We start from the raw sequence: 18217 nt of genomic DNA on the forward strand, positions 1-18217 counted from the left end.
CGTCGGTGAGGACGAAGGCGGCGAAAGCCGTCCGGATAAGGATGCTCGGCATCCGTCCTCACCCGGAAGTACGGTCCCCTCGCCCAAAATCGCCGCCAAATAGCAGTCAAGCTTGCGCAGACTGCGTAAACTTGTCTGCGGAGCGCCGCAAGGCGATGCGCTTCCGGACACACCATCGCCTCGCAAGCGATGCCGGAAGCGAAACAAGACAAGGTGCGCCTCGCGGCGCTCCATGCCCCTCATTTTCAGGGGCGAGACTCAAAGCTCACCTCGCGCGTGGCGCGAGAACGCGAACCCGTGCGTGAATGAAAGTGGCTGTTTGAAAATTGAATCTGGATAGAGCGCGCGATGCCCGACACCTCCCTCCCCTTCCGTGGGGAGGGTCGGCCGAGCGAAGCGGAGGCCGGGGTGGGGGCAAAGCGAAACACGTGGTGATCACCCCCACCCGGCCCGTTGTTCGCTGCGGCTCACAACGCGCCACCCTCCCCGCAAGGGGAAGGGAAAGGAAAGTTGCGCCTTCGCGGAAACGGCGTGGAGAAAGACCGTAAGCTTCAACTTCCCGCCCAGACGTCGAGCACGTAACGGTTCTGCGTTCCCATGCTGTCGATCCAGCGTAGCGCCGCAGCCTCGTCGGCACCGGACCGCTCGCGGTAGATCGTCGTCAGCACCCGCTTGACGTCCGGCTCCATCTTGCCGCCATCGCCGCAGACGTAAATGATCGCGCCAGCTTCGATCAGTTTCCAGACCTTATCCTTCTGGGCCGCGATCAAATCCTGCACATAGCTCTTCGGCGTATCCGCTCGCGAGAACGCAACGTGCAGGTCGGTAATGCCCTGATCGGCGAAACCCTTGAGCTCGTCCGCATACAGGAAATCCTGCTCCGGATGACGGCAGCCGAAGAACAGCATCGAAGCGCCGAGCGACTTACCCTTGGCCTTCATCGCCGCGCGCTCCTGAAGGAAGCCACGGAACGGCGCAAGACCCGTACCGGGACCGACCATGATGATCGGCGTCGACGGATTCTCGGGAAGGCAGAAACCGGCCTTGGTTTCGCGAACGATGGCATGGACTACGTCGCCGGGGCGGCGGCTGGAGAGATAATTCGAGCACACGCCCTTGTAAGTGCCGCGCCCGGAACTGGCCGGCGCATCAACCACACCGACAGTGACGCTGCATTTCGACGTCCCGGCCACCGCAGGCGATGAGGAGATCGAGTAATAGCGTGGCGACAGCAGCGAAAGCATTTCCAGATAGGTGTGGAAGGGCAACTCGCACGCCGGGTATTCCTCGAGCAGACTGTACACCGACCTTCGCTTCGCCAAAATTTCCGAACGGTAGAGCTCGGTTGAGGCAGGATCGTCGCCGATCAGCGCTTCGAGCTTCGGCTTGGTCATCGGGCAGCGGGTATGCTCCGACATGATCTGGATTTGCTTGCGGGTCGCGACCTGCTGCAACTCCACGAACTCTGTCAGCAGCCGGCCAACCGAGACCGCGTTGTCGACCGGCAACTGCGCCCGGCGGCCGGTGGCGACATGCAGCCGTACCTGATCGGCGGGAAGGAAACCAAACCGCCGCGCCACCGCATCCACCAGAACCGGATCGTTGCGCGGAATGACGCTGAGATGGTCTCCAACACGATAGCTGACGTTCTCCGGCAATTCGACTTCGATATGCCGCGTCGAGCGCGTCGATGGATTGGCGCCGGACTTGTTCTGCAACTCGTCGTTGATCAGCAGCTTCACCGGGACCGCGCCGCCGGACACCGCGACCGTATTGACCGCGCTGTGTGCCACCGGCTCGATCTTGTAAAGCGGCTCGTCGTTAGCTTCGCGCGTGAAGCCGGTGTCGATGCTGAACTCCTTCACCGCGATTTCGCGCACCGACTTGAACCATTTCTCGAATTGGCCATCGAGATCGTCGCGGGCGTCGCCCTCGCCCCGCACCACGGCCGGTGTCGCGCCATGCGCCGCAAGCTGCTCATCGATCATGCGCGGGATCGATTGGTAAGTCGCAAGCCAGTCGCTGTTGCCGCAACCGAACACGGCGTAGCGGACACCCTTGAAGGCGTCCTTGGGCAGATCGCTGCTCAGCCATTTGACGAACTGGGTCGCATTGTCCGGCGGCGCGCCGTTGTAAGAGGCACAGAAAATGATGACTCCCCCCTGATCGCTCAGGTTGCCGACATAGTCGTCGAGCGGCGCGAGCTTGGTTGCAAAGCCGTTAACTTCCGCCAGATCGGCGACGCGATGTGCAAGATCCTCTGCCGTACCCAGATTCGAGCCGTAGAGAATGAGCAGCGGCGTGTTGTGACCGGGACGTACCCGCGCCGGCGCGGCCGCCCCTGCACTGCCGGCAACCGCGGCGGCGCCCGGACGATTGGCAACGATGGTCCGGTCCTTATCCGAACGCGCGCGCACCTTGATCTTGAAACCGTCTGGCTTAATCGTCAGCGTTTCCTTCAGATGCATCTGATAGCGCGTGTGATCGAGCAGCTTGAATCGCTGCAGGATCATGCCGAGCGCCAGCGCAGCCTCATGCATCGCAAAGCCGCGGCCGATGCAGGCGCGCTGGCCGTTGCCGAACGGTTTCCACGCATTGGCGGGCCGCTTGGTCTCCGCCTCGCGGCTGAAGTTTTCCGGATCGAAAACATCCGGATTCGGACCCCATACCGACGGATCGCGGTGCAACGCCATCACCAGAACCGTAACGAAGGTGCCTTTCCGCAGCTTGTACTTGCCGCCGATCGTCTCATCCTTGAGCGGAGATACGCCGTAAGCCGGCGCCGGCGGCCACATCCGCAGGGATTCTTTCAGGATCTGCGAAATGTAATGAAGCTGCGTCACCTGCTGGAAGGTCGGCTTGGCATCGATATCAGGACCGAGAACCCGATCGACTTCCTCATAGGCCTTCTTCAGCACCTCCGGATGCTTGAGCATGGCGTAGATCGCGCAGGACAACAGGCCACTGGTGGTCTCGTGGCCGGCGATCAGGAAGGTGTTGATCTGGTAGCGAATGTTGACGTCGTCGAGCTGCTCGCCGGTCACCTTGTCGACGCCGGTCATCATCGCGTTGAGCATGTCTTTCTTGGCCGCCGCCTCGTCGGCATTCTTGCGTCGCTCGGCGACGATCTCATCGACCATGTTATTCATGAACGCGACGTCTGCCGCCATGTCGGCGCGGCGCGCGCGCATGAACAATCCTTCGAGCGGGATGCCGCGAGTCATCATGATGGTTTCGAGCGATCGCACCAGTGCGCCGACGAACGGGTGATAGTCCTCGCGATAGAATGAATTGAAGCGATAGTCGAAGCCGCACAGCCCGATGGTATCGAGCGTCAGCGCGGTCATGTCATGGACGACATCGATTTCGTCGTCAGCGTTGAGACGTTCCCATTTCTTGACGAGTTGCTCGGCGATATCGACCATCATCGGGTGATATGACTGCATCGCCCGGCCGCCGAACGGCGAAAGAAGGATGTTATGCGCCTTGTTCCAGTTCGGCTCGGTGGTGTCGGCAGTGAACAGTCCGTCGCCGCCGATCGCGCGCACGCGACGTAGCGCACCGCGCACCGCCTTGTCGAACCGCTTTTCGTCGCTCAACTCGTTGACGAGTTCAAATCCCGAGACGATCACCAGCGGCTGGCCCATCATGTCGAGCCAGAAGATCGGACCCAGTTCCTTGGTCTTGCGCACCAGATCCTGCACCGGCGCGGTCGAATCCAGCGACAGCATGTTGCCGACGACCGGCTTCTTCGGCGGATGCGGAATCGGATTCAACTTGTTCTGGGACGACATCGCTCGGGTATCTCCTGCCCACGTGATTTTGACGCCCGGTTGGCCCGGAGCTTTTCTCCGAAACTACTGTTCCGGCGCATCTTTTGCAAAGAACTTATAATGCAGCGCTTTGGCTACGATCTCCCGGCGGCGTTATCCGAAACGCCGGCGACGCCATTCGAGGATTTTGGCGCTGACCTCGCCGGGCTGCTCCTGCTGGGTCCAGTGCCCGCTGTCCTTGACCAGGTACTTTTCAAGGTCCGGGACGATAGTCTCCATCCCGTCGCATGACGACGGCGGAAGCACCGCGTCGTTCTCGGCCATGATCATCAGCGAAGGCACGCGCACCGTGTGGTCAATATGCGCCGAACGTTCCCAGTTACGGGTCATGTTGCGGTACCAGTTGATCCCGCCGGTGAACCCCGAGATCTTGAACGCATCCACAAACACCTGCATTTCCTCAGGCGTCAGGATTTTCTCGCGCGGATCGAGCTTGCCGTCGTAACCCGCCACCATCTGCGGGAACGCCATGTTCAGCTTTGGCGACGCACCGAGACCAGCCGCTGGCGGCCCCTCGCCGGATTCCAGTGCTTTCTTCTGCGGCATCGGCTTGCGCATGAAGAAATCGAAGGCCTGTTCGACGCGACTGTCGAATATCTTGTCGGCGCGGCGTTCAGGGTCTTGAAACTGCGCGATGTAGAGGTGATCACCGTACCGCTTGCGGAGCAGCCCGATCGGATCGCTTGGGGTGCGCGGCGTATGCGGCGTATTAACGCCAATGACCCCGGCCACGCGCGACGGATGTCGCAGCGGCATCTGCCAGACGATAAATCCGCCCCAGTCGTGGCCGACGAAGATCGCCTTGTCGATTTTCAGGTGATCGAGCAATCCAACGAGGTCGCCCGTCAGATTTTCGATGTCATAAGCCTCGACAGACTCCGGACGGTCCGTGGCGCCATAGCCGCGCTGGTCCGGCGCGATGACACGTACGCCCGCTTCGCTCAGCGCCTTGATCTGGTGCCGCCACGAAAACGCGATCTCAGGCCAGCCGTGGCACAACACCAGTGGCGGCGCGTCTGTTTTCGGGCCGGCTTCGTAGAAGCCCATGCGTATACCGTTGACCTTGGCATACTGAAGCGGCGGCATTTCCATCATTGCAGGTGCCACGTTCAGCTTGCGGCACTTGCGCGGTTGCCGGGCGCGGCAAAGGCCGCGGCGAGAAGTTCGAATTCCTTGGGCAGCATATCCGCCAGCACCTCGACATGAGGAATGATGTTCGCGCCGGCGATGAAGCCAAAATCGAGCTGATCGCGATAGCTCTGCACCGTGATGTTCAGGGCAAGACCATGCGTCGAGATCGACACCGGAAAGATATGCAACAGCTCGGCGCCCACCGCATAGAGTGTCTGCCGCGGACCGGGCACATTGGAGATCGTCACATTCGCCGTTGGCGGAAGCACATCGGACAGGTTGGAACGGCTGTAGAGCAGCGCCAGCACCTGAATCAGCATCGGAGCACCCAGCATCGCAACGTTGGAAACCGACGGCATCAGCGCGCGCAGCGGATGCGACATTTCCTTTGACTTGGCCGACTGCGCGATGATGGCCTCGAGGCGCTCCTTCGGGTCCTCGATGTTGGTCGCCAGCGAACAGATCATCCCGAACACCTGATTGTTGGCGTCAGTGTTACCCTCCTCGCGCAGCGAGATCGGGACTGCTGCGGTCAGCGAGCGGCTCGGCAGCCCGCCGTGTTCGAGCAAATAGCGACGCAGCACGCCGCTCGACAGCGCCATCACGACGTCGTTGAGCTTTCCGCCGGCCTGTTTCCCGATCGCCTTGGCGTCCGGCAGCGAGATCGAGACGCCCGCGAAGCTTCGCTCCGAAGAGATCGACTTGTTCAACATGGTCGGGGGCGACACCATGCTCGCAAGGCTTTCCCGTGACTTAGGATCGGACACCTTCGCCACCATGTCGCGGATACTTTTGACGGTTTCGGGAACACCGCCGACCATCCTGATCCCGCTCTCGATCTGGAACATCGCGTTGTCGAACAACACAGAGCCAAGATCGCTCTTGCCGGTGCGCGGCAGATCGAAGCTTTTCGCCTTGGTGGCGTCCAACAGCTGGCGCCAGAGCTGGGTATAGGAATCGAGCATGTTGGCTGCAATATCGCGCGGTTCATTCGCTGGCTTATTCGGAACGGCCTTTGGAAATTCGCGTGGCACAGGCGTGATGTCATAGATCATATTGGTCAGTGCGGCACCCGCGCCACCGTCGATGCAGGCATGGTGCATCTTGGAGTAAAGCCCGACCTCGTTGTCCTTCATGCCCTCGAAAACATAAAACTCCCAAAGCGGGCGAGCCCTGTTGAGAAGCTTGGCATGGATCCAACCGACGGTCTCCTCAAGCGTCTTGCGATCCGCGGGTGCCGGAAGACTCGCGCGGAATATGTGACGGTTGATGTTGAACTGATCGTCCTCGACCCAGCTTGGATTGTCGATGTCGAGGGGCGCCTTCTCCAGCCGCGCCTTAAGGATGGGAGCTACATGAAGCCGGCCCGCAATCATCTTCTTAAAGTCTTCGAAGAAGTTGCCCTGATAGCCATCCTTCAGCTTGAAGATCGCCATGCTTCCGACATGCATCGGCATCTCGGGCGTTTCGAGATAGAGAAACGACGCGTCCATTGAGGACAGCTTCTTGGCGTGGCTCATCTAACCCTCCCGTTTCAACGAGACCATGACGCTTGCGGGCTCTTGCCGCGTTTCGCGCTTCATGATCCGATTTGCCGTTGTCGCCTTTCCGGCGATTCTCGCTCGGCCGTATTCTTTTATGCGCCGACTTTCTCCGGACGCGCATAGGCCAGTGCAAACGGCCCCGAGCGATCGAACGGATGAAATTCGCCTTCCCGTTGCGCAAGACGATCGGCGACAGCCCACAGCGCCGCGGCATTGACGCCAATTCCGATATGGCTCGCGAGCGAGATTTCGATGTTTTCCGCCGTATCGTTTTCGCGGACAAGGCAGGTCCGCCAGTTCACGATCCCATCGGCACGGGTAAAGAGCGACGACGTCGGCACCGGCAGATCACCAGCCAGCGACTGAATGTCTTTCATGTCGGCCTCTTCGATGGTCTCGCCCGACACCATTTCGTAGACGCGCTTGGCATTCGTCGCGGTGATATCGCCGGCAAACGGGGTGCCCAGCGTCACGACATAACGAACCATGTCCGGCATCCGCAAAGCCAGATCACGGGCGTAAATCCCGCCGAGACTCCAGCCGACGAGACTGACCTTGCGGCCAGTCGCAGCGTGGACGCTCGCCAGCAATTTGCCGAGTTTGTCGCGCATGCTGTAGACGCCACCGGTGTTGCGGCCGAAGCCCCACGGATGGGTGGAGAATCCGAGCAGGTCGAGATAGCGCCGCAGGATGAGGGTGGAGACATCGCTCGCCAGCAGACCCGGCAAGACCAAAACCGGATGCCCGTCACCGCGCGGGGCTGTCAGAAGCGCAGGCGCCATCAGCAATGTCGCATTCAACTCGAAAACGCCCCGCCCCTCGGCAAGAAACAAACCGAGATTTGGCGGGCGTAGCCGGCCCTTTTCGGCGAGGTGGCTCTCGTTAGCTGTCATTGCGACCTGCCCGGGCAAACAACTTCACTGAACACGCCTTTTACTGCTCCGCATTGAGGCAGTCCGCTCAGTCTAGAAGCATGTCAGGCCTCATGCCAATCGGCTTTCGTTGAAAACGGCGGCGTGGTGAATTTTATTGCTCTGCAGCATGTTCCGGAACATGTTGCACAATGCCGGCATCCGGGGAATCGCATGCGACCCGATGCCCTTGGACCGCCCCCGACGCATTTCCCGCACAATTGCGATAGCCTGTGACGACGATGGCCCGAGACCTTTCATGAGCACGTACCGCCTCGACCACCTGTTTGCGCCGCGCTCGATCGCGCTCATCGGCGGAAGCCCGAAGCATGCCTCCGTTGGCGGTTCAACGCTTCGCAACCTGCTCGGCGGAGGCTTCAGCGGACCGATCCATATCGTCAACCGCAAGTACGCCGAAATCGAAGGCATCAAGACGCTCCGCGATATCAAGGACATTCCGGGGACGCCCGACCTCACAATCATCTCCACACCGCCCTCCGCCATTCCAGGGGTCGTGAAAAGAGCCGGCGCGCGCGGATTTCCAGCCGCGATGGTGCTTTCCGCGGGGCTCGGTCTCGGCACCGGCTCATATACGGAAGCCATCGCACAGACCGCGCGAACGACAGGGTTGCGCCTGATAGGACCATCGCTCGGCGTGCTGGTGCCGCGCATGAAATTGAACGCCAGTTTTGCGTCGCGCCTGCCGCAGGACGGCGACCTTGCGCTGATTTCACAATCCGGAGCGATCTCGACCACGCTGGTCGAATGGGCCGCGAACCGCAACGTCGGATTTTCCGCTATCGTCTCGATGGGTGAGAATCTCGACGTCGATTTCGCCGACCTCCTCGACTATTTCGCGCTCGATTCCGACACCCGTGCCATCCTGCTTTACGTCGAGTCGATCAGCGACGTGCGAAAGTTCATGTCGGCGGCGCGCGCCGCTGCGCGCGTGAAACCCGTGGTCGTCATCAAGTCAGGTCGTCACACCCAGGGCGCGCGCGCGGCAGCAACCCATACCGGCGCATTGGCGGGATCGGACGCCGTCTATGATGCCGCGTTCCGCCGGGCGGGACTGCTGCGCGTGCTCGACCTCGACGAACTGTTCTCCGCCGCTGAAACGCTGGGCCACCTGCAATCCTCACATGGCCACCGGCTTGCGATCGTCACCAACGGCGGCGGACTTGGCGTCCTCGCGGTGGACCGCCTGATCGATCTCGGCGGAGAACTCGCTGGCCTTTCCGAAGACGTCAAGAAAGGCCTCGACAAAGTTCTGCCGGAGCGTTGGTCGAGTGCCAACCCTGTCGACATTCTCGGCGATGCCGACGGCGAGCGTTACGCGAAAGCCTGCGAACTTGTGCTGGGCGACACCGCCAACAACGCCGTTCTGATCATGAATGCGCCAAACACGCTGGCGCCTCCGGTTGAATCCGCGCAGGCCGTGGTCGCCGCCGTTGAAAAGTATCGTGCCGAAACCTACTCCCGCAAACCGGTGTTCGCCGCCTGGGTCGGCGATAGCGGCGCCAGCAGTACCGTGTTCGGCGAAGCAGGCATCCCGCACTTCTCCAGCGAAGCCGATGCTGTGCGCGGCTTCATGCATATCGTCCGTTATCGCGAAGGTCTGGACGTCGCGATGCAGACGCCGCCCAGCCTGCCGGAAGACTTCGCGCCGGATGTGGCGGCGGGACGCGCGATCGTCCAGAACGCCCTGCAGGACAAGCGCGGGTGGCTCAATCCGATCGAGATCACCGAATTGTTCGCCGCTTACGCGATTCCCATTGCCTCGGCGACGCTGGCGCGCGATCCGGATCAGGCCGCACGCGCGGCAACCGCAATCCTGGCCGCAGGCAACACCGTCGTCGTCAAGATCAGCTCACCCGACATCCTGAACAAGTCCGATGTCGGCGGCGTGCGGCTGAACCTGACCAGCGAGCGCGCGGTGCATGCCGCAACCGAAGAAATCCTGCAACGCGCCGCCAAGATGCGGCCCAAGGCCCGTATCGATGGCGTCACCATCCATCCGATGATTCTGCGCCCTCGCGCGCGCGAACTGATCGCCGGCCTTGCCGACGATCCGAGTTTCGGCCCGGTCGTGGTGTTCGGGCGCGGCGGCACCGCCGTGGAAGTCATTAATGACAAGGCGCTCGCGCTTCCACCGCTCGATCTCAATCTGGCAAGGGATCTGATCGCGCGTACACGCGTCTCGCGCATTCTCAAGAGTTACCGCGACGTGCCAGCAGCGGATGAAGGCGCTGTCGCGCTGCTGCTGGTGAAGATCGCGCAAATGGCGGCCGATTTGCCCGAGATCCGCGAACTCGACATCAACCCCCTGCTCGCGGACAAGGATGGTGTGATCGCCGCGGACGCCCAGGTGTCGATCGCGCCGCTGAGCGATGCGATCCGTGGCTCCGGTCACTACCGCTTTGCGATCCGGCCCTATCCGAAGGAATGGGAACGGCACATAACGCTCAAGGATGGCAAGCACATCTTTGTGCGCCCGGTCAGACCCGAGGACGAGCATCTCTATCCGGAATTCTTTTCGCACGTCAGCCAGGAAGACATCCGGCTGCGGTTCTTCTCCGCGATGAAAGAATTGACCCATCCGTTCATCGCCCGCCTGACGCAACTCGACTACGCACGCGCGATGGCCTTCGTCGCCATCGAGGAAACCACCGGAAAGATGCTGGGCGTGGTGCGCCTTCACACCGATGCCGACTTCGCCAGCTCGGAATTTGCCGTGCTTGTGCGGTCCGACCTCAAGGGCGTAGGCCTCGGCTTGCTGTTCATGAAAATGATTATCGAGTACGGCCAGGCGGAAGGCGTCCGCGCTATCCGCGGCCAGGTGCTGAGCCGAAACAACAGAATGCTGGACATGTGCCAGCGGCTCGGATTCGAGGTTCGTCCCGATCCGCAGAACTCGGATATTTCACTCGTCGTTCTGCCACTCGGTACGCAAGCGAAATAATGCTGCTTCCTGGAGATTGATCATGGCGCGAATTGTGATTCCCGCAGCGATCGCACTGGCCGTCATTCTCCGGGCTTATACCAATATCCTGACGCGTTGAGCGGCGCCGCAGCGCCGCTCTTAACGCACATCGTCAGGGCACCAGCACCGCACGACCGACCAGCTTGCCCTGCTGCAGATCCTTCAGCGATGCGTCGGCTTGTGCGAGCGGCCGGGTGGTGACCGGGATCGGCGCAATCCCCTTCTCGCGCACGAGATCGATCAACTCCTGCGTCTCACGCAGGTTGCCGACATAACTTCCCTGAATCGTAATCGCCTTGATCGGAATGAGCGGCAATGCCCATGGCGCGCCGCCGCCGAACAGACCGACAACGACAAGCTTTCCGCCCTTGCTCAGGCAGTCGAATCCCAGTGCCGCCGTCGCTGCATTGCCGACCAGATCAATCACGCCCAGAATCGGTCCGCCCGCTTTCGACATGATCTGCTGCAAGGCATCCGGCGCGGCGCCGTCAACCGATGCCAGCGCGCCCGCCTCCTCGGCAGCCTTGCGCTTGTTCGCATCGATGTCGACCACGATGGCACCTTTGCCGCCCATCGCTTTGAGAAGCGACAACGCCATTAGTCCAAGCCCGCCCGCGCCGAAGATCACAATGGGTCGGTCCAGAACGGTCTCGAGTTTCTTGATCGCGCTGTATGTCGTGACGCCCGAGCACGCATATGGCGCAGCCGTGACCGGATCGAGACCCTTGAGATCGAGCAGATAGCGCGGATGGCGAACCGTGATGTGATCGGCATAACCGCCATCGCAATAGACGCCGATCGAATTCGGTTTGACGATACACATGTTCTCGTCGCCGGCGAGGCAGGTGTCGCACTTGCCGCAGCCGAGCCACGGATACACCAGCCGGACGTCGCCGACTGCAACGCCCTTGGCCTCCGGCCCGAACGCCACGACCTCGCCCACCGTCTCGTGTCCCATGGTCAACGGCAGCGAGACGCCGCGATCCTTCAACGACAGCTTGCGGCCATGGCCGAGATCGTAACCGCCCTCCCAGATGTGCAGGTCGCTATGGCAGACGCCGGCGGCCTTGACCTTCAGCAGGACCTGCGTGCCCTCCGGCTTTGGGGTCGCGACGTCCACTTCCGTCAACGGAGCATTGAATTCGGTGACCCTGAAGCTCTTCATCGCGTATCTCCCGTTTCTTTTCCAGCCGCCTGGCGCGCGGATTCTGTTCGGGCGGGAGTAGAGGCGAGCGGAGGCAGGCCTGTCAATACGGGCCACGCCATGCCCGCCGCCGGCAGATGAAACTTGGCCGCAGGCACCGGATGGACTACGCAAGGCGGACCGGCAGAGGCTTCGCCGGCGAATATCGAGAGCAACTGCGATGACCGACCAGTTTGACTGGAATCTTGTTCGATCGTTTCTGGCCATTACGCGCACCGGCAGCATGACCGCGGCCGCCAAGCGCCTGAAGATCGACTATTCGACGCTCAGCCGGCGGATTGCCGCGCTGGAAGCGTCGCTGGGCTCCCAGTTGTTTGATCGGCGCACCAGCGGCTCGTCTCTCACCGAGGCCGGCGAGCGGCTGCTCGAAATGGCCGAACAGATGGATCAACTTGCGACCTCGGCAGCGCAGTCGATCGGCGACTCGAAGCTTCAGGCCAACGGCGCGGTGCGGATCGGCACGCCGGACGGCTTCGGCACTAAATTCCTGGCGCAGCGTCTTGGCGACCTCAGCGACCGCCACCCCGATCTCACCATCGAACTCGTCGCAATGCCGCGCGAATTCAACCTCTCCCGCCGCGAGGCCGACATTGCGGTGAGCCTGACGCAACCGAGCGAAGGGCGGCTGCACTCGCGCAAGCTCACAGACTACGAACTCGGGCTCTACGCATCGCGCGAGTATCTCGCCAGGCATCCAGCCATCGAGACCGCCGCGGACGTGCCGTCCCACCGGTTCATTTCGTACATCGACGACCTGATCTTTTCGCCGGAGCTGGAATACGCGCATTTCGTGTCGCCGGACCTGCGGCCGGCGATCAAGAGCTCGAACCTGATTGCGCAACTGAATTCCACCATCGCCGGCGCGGGCCTCTGCGTGTTGCCGTGCTTCATCGCGCAGACCGAGCCGGAACTCGTTCGGGTGTTGCCGAGCTTTCGTTTGATCAGGACATTCTGGCTGTTGCTGCACAGCGACCTGCGCAACATCGCGCGCATCCGGGTCACGGCGGATTTCATTGCCGAACAGGCGGCTCAGGCTCAGCCGCTTTTCCTGCCCAAAAGCCAGAAGTGAAAAACTGGCCGCCGCTGCCGTTATGCAGACTTCGAACGGCAACGCCGTTACCGCAACCGGGAGATCAGTTGCCGTAGCAATACCCATAACAACCGCCTGGATTTGTGTTCGGCGGTGGTTGGACCTGATTGGTCTGGTTCGACTGCGACTTGTTCTTGGCGATGGCGTTGCCACCATCGAAGATCGAAAAGTATCCGAGCGGATCCGTGCCCGGCGGCTTCGCCGGGTCGGTGACGATCGTCTTGCCGAAGCCGAGCCGCGCAGCCATCTGGTCAGTCGGCAGATCGCTGATACCGCCGGTCTGCCCCGGCCCGCTGGTCAGCGCGGCCATGATCTTCTGCAACAGGAAGTCGGGGATCGGGAACGGCTCCGGAATGGGATCGTTCGGACCGGACACCCAGGTCATGTAACCAGGCCGGACAATCACCGAGCCAACATTGTTCTTGATGATGACCGAACCGACATGGCCGATGACGATCTCGCCCTTCGCCTGCGACAGTTTAGGATCGGAGCCTGTGAAACCCGGCGGGATCGGATAAACAACCGTAGCGACGCCGCCGCGAATACCAAGCGTCGCAACCGGGGTCTTCACCGTGACGCCCGCGGTGTGGCTGATCTGCCCGCCGACAAAGCGCATCACGCCTTTGGAGACGGTCGCCACCATCTTGCCGGTCCCGGCAGCCGGATCGTAGACGTACTCGTCGATCACGATATTGCTGTTGCGGCCGACATTCAGCGTCGAGGTGTCGGGGAACATGATCTGCGTCGACCCTTGCGCCGACGTCTGCACCCTCTCCTTGTAGATCACATTGGTGCCGATGGTGAGCGTGCGCGTGCCCGCGCCCGGCGGCGTCCCGGTCGCGTCAAGATTGACGGCACCGACCCGCCCGGAGTTTTGAGCCTCGGCAGCGGGAATAAGTGCAGTCGTGGAGAGCAGCACCGTCAGAAACGACGTAAAATATGTCTCTTTGGAAAATAACATCTGCTGCTCCCTCAGAAACGGGCGGTCGGGCCGAACATCACGGAGAAATTCTCCAGGCGATAGTTCGGCAGCGAGGAATTGGTCTTATCGTACTGGACCGCAGCCGAAATGCCGAAATTCTTAGTCACGGGCGCGTTAAACAGCGCGCCCACCGACCACTGGTTATCGTTGCGTGCAATCAGCGGATCGATAAACGGATTTGGCGCGTCGAAACGGGTTTCGATCCACCGGACGAACGGCGCCACACTCCAGTTGCGTGACATCCAGACGAACGGCGGCCCGAACTCGAGCGTCAAGGCGGCTTCCATTGCCCACTGGTCAAAAGACTGGAACGCGAATGCCGAGTCGCCCCGCCGATAAAGCCCGCGCGCATCAAGCTTGATCTGCTGTGCGATGTTCCAGCTCGCCGCAAGGCTGGTTGTGTACCAATCGCCGGAGTTGAAGCCCGCGACAGGATCGGTTGTCCTGAAATCTGAGCGACGCCATTCGAAATCGGGACCGAAGGTGAATTTGTCGTTCACCGGAACCTTCACGCCGACGCCGACGCCTACCGTCGAAAAGTACGACGAGCCGCCGACCCAGGTGTTTCCGCCGACCACATAGGGCTTGATGGTGACGCCTGGCAGAAGCTCCGGTGCCAGCGCAAGCCGAGGACCGAAGCTGACATCGACGAAGCCGACGTTGAGGTCCTTCAGGCGCGATTGCTCGGTGAGATATCCAACCGCGCGCGTTTCGATAATGTCGCCACGCTGGTTCTGCAAATCATAATCGTGGCTGAGGCCGACGAGCCCGAACCAGTTGATGTCGCTCTTCTGCCGCGCGGTCGGCAGCAACGCTAGATCCTGACCTCCGAGACGCAGCACGCCGCCGCCCGGCGCGAAGCTCGCATTGCTCTGCGAGCGGATGCCTGTCTGCGCGAAACCGGAGAACCGGCTTGGCTGAAGCTGCTTCTCGGTATCCGGAAGATAGGTTTCGATGCGCTCCTTGGTGATGGCATCGATATCCGGACTCGCGAGAGCTTCCTTGAAATAGCGCTTCGCCATTTCATAAGAGCCGAGCCGGAAATACAGCGCGCCGAGTTCATATTTCACGCGCGTCAGCTTGGGATTGTAGAACAGCAGCCGCTCAAGCGCACCGATCGCGGCTTCGTAGTCCCCCCGCGCAGTCGCAACCTTGACGTAAGCGAATGTCACTTCGTGGTTCGCGGGACTCCGCACCATCTGCTGAAACAGTTGCTGCTGCTCTGCCGCATCCTGGGCCCGCGCGCTGTTCACATCAGCAAACACAACAAGTGCGCAAACAGCCCAGATGCTACGGGCCGACACAGCCTGCGTCCGTGACCCAGCCAAGAGGGGCAATACTCGAAACCACATATCAAAAATTCCCGTCGCCAATGACTCCGGTAGAACCATAAAAGCGGCATTTAATCAACGCTGTACCACCCGTATCGCGTGGCCGAATTGATACAGCTGGAAGAAAAGCAGGGCCGCGGAACGCGACTATGTCTGCCTCTGGCTTAGGCATTGGTACATGTGCGCGACCCATCGGTTCAATTCGCGGAAGGAAATTTTTGCCGGAAAATCAGCGCCTACGCCGTACTTCTGGATTTGACCATCAAGGAATGAGCCCTCAGGTGGAGCAAGATCATGCGGTATCCCGGCACGGCGCCACACTTCGTCATGAAGGTGCAGGAAATGAAAATCCTTGCACAATCGACTCAATCTCTCGGCGCTGTCCGGATCGAACAAGTCCGGCACATCGAACCATGAGACGGGACCGAGAGGCGCCCGATTCTGAATTTTACCGCCCAGCTTGTGCCGCTCGACGAGCGATGTGAGCAAAGCAGACCCGGATTTTTCCCAGCCGTCCAGCGAACCGGAAAGACTTTCAACTTCCGCCAGCGCTTCCGTCAGCAACCCGTGCCCTGCTGGAAATTTCAGAACGCCGGTCGGCACGCGGCCGAACACATCCAAACCGGCGAAGAAAACATTGCCCGGCGGAAGATCAGGCTTCAGCAACAGGACATCGGGATCGATCCACCATCCACCCAGTTTCTGAAGCAATGCATAGCGGAACAGATTTGCGTGAATCGCGAAAGCGCCCTCTTCACCCAACGGCCTAAGGACAACCTCTCGTGGCAGGATTTCGGCTGCATCCTCAACAGATATCCAGTCCGGGACGTTCAAGTCGCGATTGTAGGAAAATACCTCGACGCGATGTCCGCTGGCCGCGAAGCTCTTCAAGCACATCAGCTGATAGGGACCGATCGTCTCACCGTGCCAGAATGTTTTCAGCGTTTGAGGCTCGCCGGCGAGTAGATGATCTCCTTGCGGCGAAGTCTCGGCATTGCCGAAAGACCGCACGCCGGGCCGCCAGCCGCTGATCTGGATTGATCGGGCCAGATGATCCAATGCATCGTACGGCACACTCTGGGTGGAGAGCTTCTGCTTGAGCTCCTTCATTACCCAGAATTCGCGAAACCATCCTTCAACGGCCTCAAAGGAGAGACGCGCTCCCTGCGGAACATCGATTCCAAAACGCTTGAACAGTGTATCCAGAAAGCTGCCTTCAGGCGGCCCGAGGTTTTTTGGAATACGCAGCGCGCGCCACAGATCATTCCAGAGATGGACGAAATCGCTTGAGGCCAGCCGCTCAAAAACTGCCTCACATTGTCTAGGATCGAAGAACATCAGAACTTCGTTGGGATGAATCTCGTAAGCGCTGACTTTCGGGCGAACCAAATGGTCGATCGCATACTCGGACGAGAGACGCGTGATGAGTTTCGGTCCGACGATACCGTGATCGGCTCCCGGTGCGGCGGTCCCTGCTGCCGGCAGAAGCCTCATCGCCTCTTCGATGGCAGCCGTCATGATCGGCGACTGCGCGGGGAATTTCATGACGGCGGCATTGGCGACGCCGTCTTCCTGGTAAGCGAGATAGATCTTGTCGTCCGGCAGCTGCGAAGCCATCACGACAATGTCGAGATCCATATACCAGCCGCCGAATTTCTGGATGGCGAGGTATCTGAACAGATCGGAATGCAGCGCGAGCGAAAGATCGCCGTCATTATGATGAAATTGGTAGAGCGGGCCGGACAGAACCTCACGCGCATCAACAAGTTCAACACCTTCGGGCACGGTCAGGCTTCTATTGTAGGTGTACAACAATACACGCGCGCCTGACGCGACCGCGCTCCGCAGCGACAGCTCTTCGTAGTAGCTGGGATTTGGTCCTGTCCAAAAAGTCCGCACTTCCTGGCGGGGCTTCATAAAAGACGGCTGCATGCGATGTTCGATTGCCTTTTGATATTCAATCATTATAGCCAGTATTCCGATCTGCGTTGTCAAACGCAAAGTGGAAAGTAAACTCGCCATGAAGACGGTTCTGTTTGCCTGGGAGAACGGCGGCGGGTTTGGCCATATCGCAAATCTGGGACGCTTTGCTGCGCTGCTGAGGCACCACGAGATACGCCCGGTTTTTGTGCTGAAGCATCCGGAAACCGCGCGTCTGCTGGAGACCGACGCAGAGGTACTTCAGGCTCCGCCGTGGCCGGTGACTGCTTCTGACGAAAATTCCTTTCGCTCGACAGCGACGATGCACGACCAACTGGCATCAGCGGGTCTGGCCGATGAGCATGGCTTGCGATCGTTGCTGCAAGCGTGGGACCACATTTTCAAAACCATTGCTCCGGACCTTGTCGTCGCGGACTCTGCGCCCGCGGCAAGCATGATGTCGCATAGACGGATTCCGTTGATCGTGGTCGGAAACGGATACACCGCCCCTCCCGGCGAAATGAAACGCTTTCCGCCGCTTCATCGTGTTCATCCTCCACGCTGGAGCGAAGACGAAACGCTGGGAACGGTCAATCGCGTGCTGCAATCTCTGGGCCGGCCTCCCCTTGAACGGCTGCCGCAAATATTTTCCGGCGATGCGCAGATCATTCTCACCTTTTCGATGCTCGATCCCTATGATTTGCAGAGATCTGGCCCGCTCGCTGGCCCCATCTTCGACACTCCGCCGCTCGAAGGCCGGAAAGATGCGGACCACATCTTCGTCTACCTGTCGCGAGGCGTGTTATCCAAACTTCCTTTCGACATCGTTCCGGCATTGCTCCCTCATGCCAGCCGTCTCATTGTTTCAGCTCCAGGCATGGCGAGCGGGCAGTCCGACGACCTGTTGCGTCGCGGAGCGCAGGTCTATGCACAACATTTGCCATTGAGCGAGACGTTGGCATCGACACGGCTCGTCATTCATTTCGGCGGAGGCGGACTGGCAGCTCACGCAATTGCCGCGGGTATCCCTCAACTCGTCGTGGCAACTCACATCGAGCAGCTTCTGAACGGGCTCCAGCTCGAAAAGGCACGCCTCGGAAAGGTCATTGATAGTTTCCAGCCACAGGCCGACATCTCCAAGTCGCTGGATGCGATCCTCGCTGACGATGGCATGCGACAACATGCGGCGCGGGTCGGTCATACGCATCGCGAAATGCTGACGAACATGAAGCCGCTTGAAACATTCGAAGCCGCCGCCCTGAAACTTCTCGGCAAATAGCCGAGTGCC

Annotated in this window: 11 protein-coding genes; 3 read left to right on the top strand and 8 right to left on the bottom strand. The window is 60.5% G+C overall.

The annotated features are described in order from the left end of the window. Nucleotides 1-551: 551 nt before the first annotated feature. The 4 genes from YH63_RS00005 to YH63_RS00020 form a co-directional block, all read right to left on the bottom strand. Complete coding sequence (locus tag YH63_RS00005; protein ID WP_046829389.1) at nucleotides 552-3794, bottom strand: bifunctional cytochrome P450/NADPH--P450 reductase; 3243 nt, start codon at nucleotides 3792-3794, stop codon at nucleotides 552-554. 132 nt (nucleotides 3795-3926) lie between these two features. Then, nucleotides 3927-4928 carry an alpha/beta fold hydrolase gene (locus tag YH63_RS00010; protein WP_046829388.1) on the bottom strand — a complete coding sequence of 334 codons (1002 nt, stop codon included), beginning with the start codon at nucleotides 4926-4928 and terminating at the stop codon, nucleotides 3927-3929. Nucleotides 4929-4942: 14 nt separating this feature from the next. Continuing rightward, nucleotides 4943-6484 (bottom strand): WS/DGAT/MGAT family O-acyltransferase, encoded by a 1542-nt coding sequence (locus YH63_RS00015; RefSeq protein WP_046829387.1) that lies wholly within the window; start codon nucleotides 6482-6484, stop codon nucleotides 4943-4945. A 116-nt stretch (nucleotides 6485-6600) separates the two neighbouring features. Beyond that, nucleotides 6601-7401, bottom strand: coding sequence for an esterase/lipase family protein (locus YH63_RS00020; protein ID WP_046829386.1), 801 nt, complete (start codon nucleotides 7399-7401; stop codon nucleotides 6601-6603). Nucleotides 7402-7678: 277 nt separating this feature from the next. On the opposite strand from YH63_RS00020, the gene YH63_RS00025 reads away from it, so the two are divergent. Continuing rightward, nucleotides 7679-10381, top strand: a complete 2703-nt coding sequence (locus YH63_RS00025; protein ID WP_046829385.1) for a bifunctional acetate--CoA ligase family protein/GNAT family N-acetyltransferase — start codon at nucleotides 7679-7681, stop codon at nucleotides 10379-10381. Nucleotides 10382-10514: 133 nt separating this feature from the next. Here the strand turns inward: YH63_RS00025 and YH63_RS00030 are convergent, their stop codons facing one another. Next, nucleotides 10515-11567, bottom strand: coding sequence for an alcohol dehydrogenase (locus YH63_RS00030; RefSeq protein ID WP_046829384.1), 1053 nt, complete (start codon nucleotides 11565-11567; stop codon nucleotides 10515-10517). 199 nt (nucleotides 11568-11766) lie between these two features. Here YH63_RS00030 and YH63_RS00035 point away from each other — a divergent pair, with 199 nt between their 5' ends. Further along, on the top strand, nucleotides 11767-12675 hold the full coding sequence (locus tag YH63_RS00035) for a LysR family transcriptional regulator (RefSeq protein ID WP_046829383.1): 909 nt from the start codon (nucleotides 11767-11769) through the stop codon (nucleotides 12673-12675). A gap of 64 nt (nucleotides 12676-12739) precedes the next feature. Here YH63_RS00035 and YH63_RS00040 read toward each other — a convergent pair whose 3' ends face one another. From YH63_RS00040 to YH63_RS00050, 3 genes are all read right to left on the bottom strand, one after another. After that, the gene (locus YH63_RS00040) at nucleotides 12740-13657 is read right to left on the bottom strand and encodes a FecR family protein (protein WP_046829382.1); all 918 of its coding nucleotides are present in this window, start codon (nucleotides 13655-13657) and stop codon (nucleotides 12740-12742) included. An 11-nt stretch (nucleotides 13658-13668) separates the two neighbouring features. Next, complete coding sequence (locus YH63_RS00045) at nucleotides 13669-15030, bottom strand: tetratricopeptide repeat protein (RefSeq protein ID WP_046829381.1); 1362 nt, start codon at nucleotides 15028-15030, stop codon at nucleotides 13669-13671. 126 nt (nucleotides 15031-15156) lie between these two features. Continuing rightward, nucleotides 15157-16974 carry a glycosyltransferase gene (locus YH63_RS00050; RefSeq protein ID WP_246657979.1) on the bottom strand — a complete coding sequence of 606 codons (1818 nt, stop codon included), beginning with the start codon at nucleotides 16972-16974 and terminating at the stop codon, nucleotides 15157-15159. A 55-nt stretch (nucleotides 16975-17029) separates the two neighbouring features. Here YH63_RS00050 and YH63_RS00055 point away from each other — a divergent pair, with 55 nt between their 5' ends. Further along, complete coding sequence (locus tag YH63_RS00055; protein WP_046829380.1) at nucleotides 17030-18208, top strand: glycosyltransferase; 1179 nt, start codon at nucleotides 17030-17032, stop codon at nucleotides 18206-18208. Nucleotides 18209-18217: the final 9 nt, after the last annotated feature.

This window comes from Afipia massiliensis (assembly GCF_001006325.2).
Classification (GTDB): domain Bacteria; phylum Pseudomonadota; class Alphaproteobacteria; order Rhizobiales; family Xanthobacteraceae; genus Afipia; species Afipia massiliensis_A.